The organism is Methanosarcina sp. A14, assembly GCF_001729375.1.
GTDB classification, from domain to species: Archaea; Halobacteriota; Methanosarcinia; order Methanosarcinales; family Methanosarcinaceae; genus Methanosarcina; species Methanosarcina barkeri.
In genome coordinates this window covers 1-8,377 of record NZ_LZPK01000034.1, presented here as the reverse complement: position 1 = coordinate 8,377, position 8,377 = coordinate 1, and the positions used below count along the sequence as shown (strand labels likewise).

The 8,377-nt window shown below is 39.9% G+C and carries 7 protein-coding genes; 3 read left to right on the top strand and 4 right to left on the bottom strand.

The window, feature by feature from the left end; genetic code table 11:
* Positions 1-188: 188 nt before the first annotated feature.
* From A9239_RS02350 to A9239_RS02340, 3 genes are read right to left on the bottom strand one after another with little or no spacing between them, the layout of a single operon-like run.
* A complete protein-coding gene (locus tag A9239_RS02350) occupies positions 189-491 on the bottom strand; it encodes an ATP-binding cassette domain-containing protein (RefSeq protein WP_230668835.1) in 303 nt (100 codons plus the stop codon).
* A gap of 24 nt (positions 492-515) precedes the next feature.
* A complete protein-coding gene (locus A9239_RS02345; protein ID WP_176722084.1) occupies positions 516-1,502 on the bottom strand; it encodes a DUF3344 domain-containing protein in 987 nt (328 codons plus the stop codon).
* A complete protein-coding gene (locus A9239_RS02340) occupies positions 1,471-3,258 on the bottom strand; it encodes a CARDB domain-containing protein (protein ID WP_048117181.1) in 1,788 nt (595 codons plus the stop codon). The genes A9239_RS02345 and A9239_RS02340 overlap by 32 nt, the downstream gene beginning before the upstream one ends.
* Positions 3,259-3,918: 660 nt before the next feature.
* On the opposite strand from A9239_RS02340, the gene A9239_RS19265 reads away from it, so the two are divergent.
* Together A9239_RS19265 and A9239_RS02335 are read left to right on the top strand one after the other, a co-directional pair.
* Positions 3,919-4,095, top strand: a complete 177-nt coding sequence (locus A9239_RS19265) for a hypothetical protein (protein WP_155396450.1) — start codon at positions 3,919-3,921, stop codon at positions 4,093-4,095.
* Entirely contained in the window at positions 4,092-5,321 is a 1,230-nt protein-coding gene (locus tag A9239_RS02335; protein ID WP_048155596.1) for a DUF3344 domain-containing protein, read from the top strand. Before A9239_RS19265 ends, A9239_RS02335 begins: the two co-directional genes overlap by 4 nt.
* 30 nt (positions 5,322-5,351) lie before the next feature.
* Here A9239_RS02335 and A9239_RS02330 read toward each other — a convergent pair whose 3' ends face one another.
* Entirely contained in the window at positions 5,352-6,212 is an 861-nt protein-coding gene (locus A9239_RS02330; RefSeq protein ID WP_048117177.1) for an energy-coupling factor transporter transmembrane protein EcfT, read from the bottom strand.
* A gap of 109 nt (positions 6,213-6,321) precedes the next feature.
* On the opposite strand from A9239_RS02330, the gene A9239_RS02325 reads away from it, so the two are divergent.
* A complete protein-coding gene (locus A9239_RS02325; protein WP_048155598.1) occupies positions 6,322-8,115 on the top strand; it encodes an ABC transporter ATP-binding protein in 1,794 nt (597 codons plus the stop codon).
* Positions 8,116-8,377 lie beyond the last annotated feature (262 nt).

The window sequence follows — 8,377 nt, the reverse complement described above, 5'->3', positions numbered from 1 at the left end:
TCTGGATAACTTCTAGCAGCTGCAGTACAGCTAAAAACGTTAGAAGCCGCAATGAGAAAATTAATGTAGTCAATGGCGGTACACTTAGGTGGATTTATGTCCATAACTCCGTACGTTTTTAGAGAAACACTAAGCCATAAGTATATTTATAAAGATATCAAGTTTTCGGCATTTTAACTGCGTAAGTCCTATGTAGGTATCAAATTAAAAGCCTGGAATACAAAACCTATCGTCTGTCTGTGGAGTTGGACAAGATAGGAAGAATTTCTGTAGTCAACTTCGGTACCTTCTATAAAAACACTGCCAGAAGTAGGCTGGTCAAGGCAGCCAATAATGTTAAGTAGTGTTGACTTCCCTGACCCGGAAGCTCCAATAAAGGAAACAAATTCCCCTTCTTTAATTTCCACATTTACATTCTTGAGGGCTTCTACACGCAGTCCGGAGCCAAAAGTATAAAACTTTGATAAGTCTCTGGTTTCAACAATATTCATCTATCATCCCTTTCCTGCAAGAGGTTAGATACCTCTCTTTTCAGAGGATTCAGGCTCTTCAAGATTAAGCACAAGTATCGCATTTGTTGCCAGAAGATAGTCCCCTTCGTCCTGAATGCTAACAAAATTCTCAGTTGGCACCAGATAGTCTCCTACCGGTTTCTCATCCAGAGCAACCTGAACAGTATCATTTGTCTGGTATACATTCTCCCAGCTTTTACCACTTCCAAACAGAAGCTGGATGATATCTCCCAGGACTGGAAGACTACTGGTCTCCTCGTTAAAAAAAAGCTTATTTCTGGCTTCTCTGCCTGAACTGTAGCCCCCTGAAGGCGAGACTGTTATCAACTGTGCATCTGTAATATTATCGGGATTAATATCCCCTTTAAAATAAGTGGTCATTGTTGCTACTTCTGGAGTAATCCCATAATCGGCATACAGCATATCACAGCCTTCATTAATCCAGTATTCGATAGTCGGTGATTTGGGGTCCTCATAGGCGAGAAGAAGCCCGATACCCTGTACGCAAAAGGTACTTCCGTTTTTGTCCGTATTCATCAGTGAAATGGAGTAATTTCCGGGCTTGGAAATTTTTCCACTTAGGTCATATGCATTCATCCCCGAGAAATAATCATATCTTGAAACAAATCCCTTTGTGTCCGTATACATATGCCCCTCAGGCAGAGATTCAATATTTCCTGAGCTTATAATGGAAGCGTTGAATTGCGGATATATGCCTTCAAGATCCTTTTTACTCCAGACCCAGTAAACGTAAGCTTTTGCAACCTTAATAGAACTCCCTGAAGGGGGATTAACACTAAAGTTAACCATATAGCTTTTATTGTATGCAAGCTCACCGCTGTATTTACTATCCCCAAGAGAAAAATCAAGGCCTCCATGGTTCTCGTCATGGATGATAGTCTGAAGGGGTTTGTCTCCGGCGTACGAAGCTGAAGCTGGAAAAGTGAGCAGCAGGAGATTAAGTAAAATTGCGACTGGCTTCAAATTCATTGTTATCATCATCCGACTCAATAATATGGTTATTCTCATCGACTTTCGCTTTAATGGTGTGTTCTCCGCTCAGGGTTTCAACCTGTATATCATTCACGATTGTTTTTTGGCCTGCCAGCTCCGGGATATTCAGTACAGTGACACTTTTTCCATCAAGAGAGATATTTACATCGAAGTTCCGAGCTGAAGCTTCTCCGTTATTAACAATCTTTACCGGGATAGAGTAGGCAGTTTTTTCTGTTGCGTGAGATTCCTCAACACAGCCACTTAAAGCCATTATTAGAAATACCGCAAGTAAAAGTAGTAGAATCGGTTTTTTTCTCCGAGACCCTAATATCGAGAGGAAAGAAAGGCAAATTATCGAAGAAGATGCAGCTTCTGTCTTTGTCTCGATTTTCACAGGGTCCCCAAGGGAAACCGAAAGATCTGGCTTTGACTTGACGTTTACGTTTAATGCGCAAGCATTATTTTCATTATTTGATTCATTTATACTGTTTTTCGGATTCACAGAAAGTTCAAGCAAGTGTTTTCCTTTGACAGCAGGCCATGAAATAGAAGAACTGTACACTCCTGATGCCGTCATCTGTATTGGGATAGTTGAAACCTCATTTCCATCTACCCGAAAACTCACGGTACAATTCTGATCGCAGATTCCTCCAGGATTGTTTATTGTGAAGGAAACTTTAGCAGGCGTTCCATCAACCAGCTCATTTTCTGAGGCATTCATCTCAGGATAGAGATCAGGAAGTACAGATGCGGTATCCTTTGAGGTCAGAATCAGGGCTGCAAGGACAGGATGCAGGTAGTCCTCCCCTTCCTGTTCATCAATTTCCCCGTCCCCGTTCATGTCAATTCCCCTCAAAAAGGCTGCGGAGTTATTGGCCTGTAAATAATCAAGAACATTGAAACTTTCTATATCAAAATATCTGGAAATAGGACCTTCGCCTCCATAGGCATCATTACTGATCTCATCAGCAACGTCCCTAACATTTTCTCCATACTTTTCAGAGAGGTTCTTAGGTGAGGTTCCAAGCATCTTTCCATTGAACTCGAGATAATCAGGCAAGCCTTTTGTTCCGGTAAGGTATACTACCGAAAGATTTGCAGCATCCTTGCTGCTCAAAGCCTGTCCGCAGCTGAAATTGACATTTGTCACGTCATTTGAATTTGCCAGGGTACCGCTCCAGCCTTTACCATGAAGATTTACGTTTCCACTCAAAAGCTGGTAGGAAACTGTAGATGCTTTTTTATTTTCACAGGCCGCAGCAAGTACTGCACCATAGACCCTTCCATCCAGTTTGTTCCCTGGCTCACCCTTGCTCGTAAGGACATTCACCATATTTTTACCGTTTTTCGTGATATTGCTTACATCATAGGAAACCCAGTAAACTCCATGACCTGCGCAGTATACATCTTTGCTTTCGTCATTAACCCCGGCAAGCGGTAGCTGCTCAAGCTTTTGCCCGTTAAACTTGGGTTGTACCCATCCTTCGTAATTTTCCGTACCTCCCCAAACTCCGATATACAGGCGAGCCCAGCGGACAGTACCGTCTGGAACGCTAAAATTTTCGGAGTAGGGAGGAAATGCAAGTCCATGTCCTCCGTCTATGTAAACTTCTCCTTGAAAAGTGCCCTGAGCATCCGGAGTTAAGGGTATACCTTCAAAAGAGTAGCTGGCTCCTGTAGGAGGAATTGAAATGAGCAATGAGAGCAAAAAGACAAACAAGATAATTATTTTTGAAATTTCTGTTTTCATAGCCGTTCACTTTCACAACAGAGTAATCTCAACTTTGAGAGAAGCTAACAAATCTCTGATTTCATTTTGGGTAGATTCCTTTAAGTTTGTAAAATTAATATGTCAAACTTTACGTCATAATTGAATAATTACAAAAACTTAAAGGTTATTAAATATTACTATTTTCTTATATTGTATGAAATATTATAATAAAACGTAATTTAATTATATGTTAACGAATATCTTCGTTCAGAAACAAATTGTAAAAAGATTATATTGCCAATAATAAACAAATCTTATTATAGGAATTTAATCTCATTTAGAATCATTCAAATCAAATTAAAAGTAATAATCAAGTTGCTTGCTATTTAAAGTATCAATATTTCTATTTTCAATTTTTAAGCTTTCATTTTCACTTTGGTATGGATTTTAATATCTAATAATGACAATAATTATTGCTATATTAACATATTAATTAATCATTTTTTAACAAAAATTATATACTCTAACTTATTAGCTATTTACTAAATTATACACTTTGAAAATTTATTTAATAAATTATATTATTTAAAAATTTACATAATAAGTTACAACATTTTAGTCTACTGAAAAACAAAATTAAACAATATTTCGTCCAAATTAGATATTTCATCCAAATTAGTTAGTGTTAGAGTCTCAAATTTGGCGAAGACGAATGAGAAGGAAGAGCTTGACTCGGGCTTTCCCCAGCATCTTGCAGAATTAGTAGACAAGCAAGACCTATGTGAAACTAGAATAGTAAAGATAGCTGAAAAAGGAACATGGAGATGCGGAATAGTAATAATAGGCAAATTTTGCAGGTGGGAAGATAAAATATGAAGACAAGAAAAGTAGAACAAAAAGGAGATCAAAAGGAGAATTATAATAAGAAACAGAATCGGAAAACAACTAAAAAGCATAATGTAAAGAGTGAACATAAAATAAGGAAAGTAAAACTCAGTAAAGAAATAAATATATTTCACCGTATAGCAAAGATATTTTGCGTGATGGCAGTATTATGCTGTTTACTTACCTTGCCTGCCATGGCTCAGGCCCCCGAAAAAAACGGATACATAGCTGATAAACCCCTTGAAACATATGTCCATGACACAGTTAAGGGTGACCTCTATTATAGTGTAGGGAGCAGTTACTACAGCGGTAAGGTCTATCCCGGAGACGTATATTCTGCAACACATAATGTCGACCTGCCCGAAGGGGCGACAGTAAAATTCGCAAGGCTCTATAATTACTGGACCTGGAGTGCCGAAGGTGTTACGGGCAGGTATCCTGAAATGAAGTTGAGTTTTAACGGGAAAGAGCTTACACCTGATAAAGAATTCAGTGACCGGAAAGGCTGGGGCATCTATGATTATCCCACAGGCACCTGGGCTTATAATGTAACGGATCTTATAAGTGGTTCGGGAACTTATAGCACTGAAATTGGAAACACAGGCCCTGAGGCATCTTTTGTTTGTATTGATGGTGTAGGTTTGCTAATAGTTTATACGGACGCGAACGGAAAAGATATTGAATACTGGATCAACGAAGGAGCTGACGAACTTAATTCCCAGATGGATGAGAACGGTAACCCGCTTTATTATGCGACCCCTAATGAGACAGTATGTGAAATGCTCAAGCCTACCTTGCAGCTTCCTGTCCGCAGTGCAACCCTCTGGACAATCGCTCAATCTGGAAACTGGGAGAATAGCAATCTCTTAGTAAACGATCAAAAGTTTCCCGGAATTACCAATGGAGAACCCTACCCGGACCTTGATACCGACACAAGAGACATCACAGACAGTCTGAAACCTGGAGAAAATTCTATCCTTTTCCAGGATATCGGAGATTATGTAGTACCTTCAGGGGCTTTCTTAGTGATTGAAACAGATCCACAGACAGCACAAGCCTCTGAAGAAACTTCCGGGAAATCAGATGAAACAGGTAAAACTCAGGATACCTCTGGAACCGAAGCAAAGGATACCCCAGGATTTGGATTTGGTTATACCCTTGCTTTGTTAACCGGAGGCAAATTGCTTGCAGGGCATAGATATAAAAAGTTGAAATAAACTGTGCCCCTATTCTTCAGGCATTCTTCGTCAAACAGGTACAGTACCTCCGAAACCCATATAGCTCAGATAAAGCCCACCTGACGTTAAAAGGATTGTATATATCAGAAAGATGTAATCGCTCCTTTTTAATTTGAGTTCGTTTACGTAGGTCCTGTGCCTGTTTGCCCGAAAGCCCCGGGTGTCGGCTGCAATAGCAAGCTTTCTTCCTGCACGGAGTATATTAACTACGAGAGGAACAAGGATATATTTCAGGGCCTTTGCTTTTCTGCGGATGTCTTTAAGCTCAAGCCCTCTTGCTTGCATTGCATTCAGGATTACACTACTCTCTTCGAGCATTGTAGGAGCAAAGCTGACCGCAGAGGAAACCATAAATGCAATTTCGTATGGAATTCCTATTCGATAATTTTTCCCTGCGATCCGAATTTCAAAAAAGCGAACAAATGCATCGATAAGCATTCCGGGATGAGTTGTGGCAATAACAAGCATAGCAGCACTTAGACAAGCCATAACACGGAAAGATTGATACAGGCCATAGATGGCTCCATCTGCATAGAAATAGATCCCTCCTGTAAGAGGTCCTATCAATGGGAAAGAAGATGGAATGAGAGTAAACAACGGTTCTTTGGCCCAATAATAAAAAAAAGCCTGTGATATTGTAAAGCTTAACAGGACACTCCCGAAGATAATAAGCATTGCCTTTATCCTGCTTTTTGAGGGCTTTAATATAAACCAGAAAGGTAAAGTTGATATGAATAATATTGCCAATAAGTCTGGAGTTCCGAAAACAACACTTAGCACCGAAATTCCAAAAAGCCAGAGCAGTTTAACTCTCGGGTCAAGCCTGTGAAGCAGGCTATCTTTTTGTTCATAGCGAAAAAGACTTTTCAAATAAGGACTCTCCATAGAAGTTCGTCATACGAAAATATATTATAATCAAACTATTTCTTACTTTTCATAATAAATTTAAACTTAAATGTGTAACGAAGAGACAGATAATATGGATTCCATGTTGGAGAAAGTTGCAGTTGCCAGGCCAATTGCACATATCAAGCTTGAAAACCTAACATACAGCTACCCCCATTCAGATTCCCAGATACTTTCGGACATAAATCTTGAACTTAAAAAAGGGGAATTTGTGCTCCTTGTGGGTCCCAGCGGGTGTGGAAAAAGTACTCTTGTCCGCTGCCTTAACAGGCTAATTCCAGAAATTTCAGGAGGAAGTTTTTCCGGGCGTGTTCTGCTTCATGGACAAGATCTTAAAAACGAAAAAATTAATAAGTTGGCTCTTGAAGTTGGAATGGTGTTCCAGAACCCCGAAACCCAATTGTTTCGTATGACAGTAGCTGAAGATATTTCTTTTGGGCCTGAAAATTTAGGTTTACCCATAATTGAAGTACTGTCCCGAGTAGAAAAAGCTCTCAAAGCAGTTAGGCTGGAGAAGCTAAGGGATCATTTCATTTTCACACTCTCAGGAGGGGAAAAACAGAGGACTGCAATAGGAGGAAATCTAGCAATGGAGCCTGAGATCCTTGTTCTTGACGAGCCAACATCGGATCTTGATCCTGCAGGCACCCAGAAAGTGCTTGAGCTGCTAAGGAAACTAAACGAAGAAAAGCAGACAACCCTTATCCTTATAGAACACAAACTTGACTCGGTTTTTGAAATTGCAGACCGTATGCTTGTTATGGATAAAGGTAGGTTTATCTTTGATGGAAAACCTTTTGAAATCCTATGCCGCGAAGAAGTAACACTTAAAAAACTCGGGATTCACCCCCCTCAACTCACTGAAATTTTTCACCTGCTGGAAATGGATTATGAAGCTTCAATAGTTCCGTCCTATGAAAATGTTCTGAAGCGACTTGCTGAACTTCTGCAAGTGCCTGCTACCAGGCAACTTGAAAACCATAGATGGCAAAAACCTGAAACTTCCGGTTCTATTTTACCTTCAGAAGAAAACTTACCCTTTGTACGGATAGAGAACCTCTACTACAGGCCTGAAGATGGTTCGGAAATCCTGAAAAACATTAATCTGAATATCAAAAGTGGAGAGTTTCTTGCTCTTCTTGGGCACAACGGAGCTGGAAAGACAACTCTAGCAGGCCACTTGATAGGGTTTTACAGACCCTCTTTTGGAAGAATCCTGCTTAATGGAAAAGACATAGAGAGGTATTCTACAGCTCAGTTATCGAAAAAAGTCGGGTATCTTTTCCAGAATCCAGATTCGCAGATATTTATGGATAGTGTAACTAAAGAAGTCCGTTTTGGACTCGAAAACATGGATATTCCCAAAGACAAAATTGAAAAACTGGTAGACGAATCCCTGGAAACAATGGAACTTTCAGCTTATAAAGATAGGCACCCTCATTCTCTTTCAAGAGGGCAACGACAGCGCTTGGCAGTAGCTTCCATTCTTGCTCTCGAACCGGACCTTCTTGTTCTGGACGAACCGACAACAGGGCAGGACAGAGGGCACATAGCAAAGTTCCTGGACAAGATTAAGGAACTGAATAAACTTGGGAAAACGGTCATTCTCATAACACATGATATGGAACTTGTAGCCGAGTATGCTGAGAGGGTTGTCGTGATGAAGCAGGGAAGAATCCTGCTGGACGGACCAACAGCAAATGTGTTTTCAAATACGGAAAAATTAAATGAAGCTGGAATCATCCCTCCCCTTCTTTCAAGGCTTTGCTTGGACCTTCGAAAACAAGGAATTAATATACCTCCCCTGCTCACGGTTTCCGAATTGAAATGTTTCCTTCAGGAGCATTGCCCCGAGTTTAAGGATTGAAACGTGAAATCAAAGAAAGATCCGCATAAAAAGAAAAAGAAAAAGAAAGATTCACGTAAAAAGAAAAAGAAAGAAAATGTAAATAAAATTGATCAATGGCTCCCCACTCCTTTTTTAGTCCTGATCTTTTTCTCTTTTTCAGTTTAAGGGTTTATTTGCTTTCAGAATATACTCCCGGTCTTGTATTTGTTGTCACTTTTATGTAATTTGTTTTTGTTGTCGTACTGCTACCTGCAACGTTGGTCACTGTAAGTGTAACCTT

Excerpts from the sequence above, each read along its gene's own strand:
- A9239_RS02350 (WP_230668835.1), bottom strand. The coding sequence starts at position 491 with ATGAATATTGTTGAAACCAGAGACTTATCAAAGTTTTATACTTTTGGC.
- A9239_RS02345 (WP_176722084.1), bottom strand. The coding sequence starts at position 1,502 with ATGAATTTGAAGCCAGTCGCAATTTTACTTAATCTCCTGCTGCTCACT.
- A9239_RS02340 (WP_048117181.1), bottom strand. The coding sequence starts at position 3,258 with ATGAAAACAGAAATTTCAAAAATAATTATCTTGTTTGTCTTTTTGCTC.
- A9239_RS02325 (WP_048155598.1), top strand. The coding sequence starts at position 6,322 with ATGGATTCCATGTTGGAGAAAGTTGCAGTTGCCAGGCCAATTGCACAT.
- A9239_RS02335 (WP_048155596.1), top strand. The coding sequence starts at position 4,092 with ATGAAGACAAGAAAAGTAGAACAAAAAGGAGATCAAAAGGAGAATTAT.